This window comes from Saccharomonospora saliphila YIM 90502, from assembly GCF_000383795.1.
Classification (GTDB): Bacteria; Actinomycetota; Actinomycetes; order Mycobacteriales; family Pseudonocardiaceae; genus Saccharomonospora; species Saccharomonospora saliphila.
This window is the reverse complement of sequence record NZ_KB912632.1, coordinates 1-1,899: the sequence shown is the minus strand read 5'-3', so window position 1 is coordinate 1,899 and position 1,899 is coordinate 1. Positions and strand designations below refer to the sequence as shown.

Sequence of the window (1,899 nt, the reverse complement as noted above, 5' to 3'; positions counted from 1 at the left end):
CAGCGGCAGAGTGCGCAGGCCGCGCAGGGCGAGGAAGGCCTCGAGCGCGCCGGGGGTCGCTCCGCCGAGCGTCCGCGCCTGCCGAAGCCGGCCGGCCAGGCCGTCGTCGGTGGTGACGGTGACGCCGAGCAGAAGATCGCTGTGCCCGCCGATGAACTTCGTGGCGCTGTGCACGACGATGTCGGTTCCCATCGACAGGGGCCGCTGCCCGAGCGGAGTGGCGAACGTGTTGTCCACCACAACCAGCGGCGCCGGGGACCGCCGCGCCGCCGCCTCCGCGATGGCGCCCACGTCCATGACGTCGAGGCTCGGATTGGTCGGCGACTCCAGCCACAGCAGGGCACAGCGGGAGGCGGCCTCGGTCCAGGCGGCGGTGTCGGTCGGCGCGATCGTCTCCACACGCACACGGCCGGTCTGTTTGGCGTGCGCGAACAACGCACGGGTCCCGGCGTAGCTGTCCCCCGGCACCGCGATGCGGGACCCGGCCTCGATGAGATCGAGCACGGCCGAGGCCGTGGCGATGCCCGAGGCGAACGCCGTGGCCGTCCCGCCCTCCAGTTCGCCGAGGGCGTCCTCCAGCGCGGCCCAGGTCGGGGTCCCGTCCTCACGGGCGTAGTCGAGCCCCAGCATGCTCGCGGGCGCGATGGGGACGTTCATGGGTTGCCCGGTCCCGGCCGGGCGCCCCGCGACGATCGCCCGCGTCCGTGCCGACCACTGTTCCGTCACGGCGGTCACGGTAGCCGCACGCGAGGTTCGCGCACACCTCCGCGCGACGCGCGTGACATTCCCGACAGCCCTGGTCAGCCGACTCCGTCGACGACGCCGCGCCGATACCGTGGCGCGCTCCGCCTCGGGGCGGGCATGAGAAAACCCCCGTCCCTGGCCGGGAACGGGGGTTCGCGGTGGGCGAGGAGGGAGTTGAACCCTCACGTCCTTCCGGACACACGGACCTGAACCGTGCGCGTCTGCCATTCCGCCACTCGCCCGAGCAACTGCGGCAACGTCGAGAAGCCTACCAGGCCCCTCGGACGGGGTTTCACAGGGCCCGGTGTCACACACCCGAAACCGGATACGATCGCTGGGGAAGGTACACGTGGAGGGAGGTGGCCCCGGTGGGACGCGTACAGCGCTTCGATCGGCGCCTCGAGAACCTCGTGGGAGACGCCTTCGCGCGGATCTTCGGCGGCAACGTCGTCACGCAGGAAGTGGCGCTGGAACTGGAGCGTGAGTGTGAGGACAACGTCCGGGACCTGGCCGGCGGCCGGAAGCTCGCGCCCAACCACTACATCGTGTCGTTGGGAGCCGCCGATCACGATCGGATGGCCGAGGACGGGCAACGGGTCACCCGGATGCTCGCCGAAGCAGTCTCAGAGCACCTCGCCGAGCACGGCTGGGACACCTATGGTGACGTCGTAGTTTCGCTAGAGCGCAACGAGGCGCTGCATACTGGAAAGTTCAGAACCCGCTCGACCGTCGACCCCGACGTCAAGGCACACGGCGCCGGGACCCCCGCGCGGTCGGCACGAATGAGCGACGCAGGAGACCGACCAATGAGCCAGCCCGGCGGCTACGGCCAATACGACCAGGGTGACCCGTACGGCCAGCAGGGCCAGTACGGCTACGGACAAGCAGGCCCCGGGTACGACCAGGGATACGGCGCTCCCGGCGGGTACGACCAGGGATACGGCGCTCCCGGCTACGACCAGGGCTACGGGGCACCGGGCTACGACCAGGGCTACGGAGCCCCCGGCGGGTACGACCAGGGATACGGCGCTCCCGGCTACGACCAGGGCTACGGGGCACCGGGCTACGACCAGGGCTACGGAGCCCCCGGCGGATACGACCCCTACGGACAGCCTCCTGCGCCCGGCTACGACCAGGGCTACGGCCAGCCACCCG

The 1,899-nt window shown here is 71.1% G+C and carries 2 protein-coding genes and 1 tRNA gene; 1 reads left to right on the top strand and 2 read right to left on the bottom strand.

Going from position 1 to position 1,899, the window contains the following annotated elements; genetic code table 11:
• Both SACSA_RS0104630 and SACSA_RS0104625 read right to left on the bottom strand, forming a co-directional pair.
• Positions 1 to 735, bottom strand: a 735-nt coding sequence (locus SACSA_RS0104630; protein ID WP_019813924.1) for a PLP-dependent transferase, incomplete at its 3' end; no start/stop codon positions are given.
• 168 nt (positions 736 to 903) lie between these two features.
• Positions 904 to 986: transfer RNA gene (locus SACSA_RS0104625), tRNA-Leu, on the bottom strand.
• Positions 987 to 1,112: 126 nt separating this feature from the next.
• Here SACSA_RS0104625 and SACSA_RS0104620 point away from each other — a divergent pair.
• The coding region (locus SACSA_RS0104620; protein WP_019813922.1) for a DUF3662 domain-containing protein at positions 1,113 to 1,899 on the top strand (787 nt) is incomplete at its 3' end.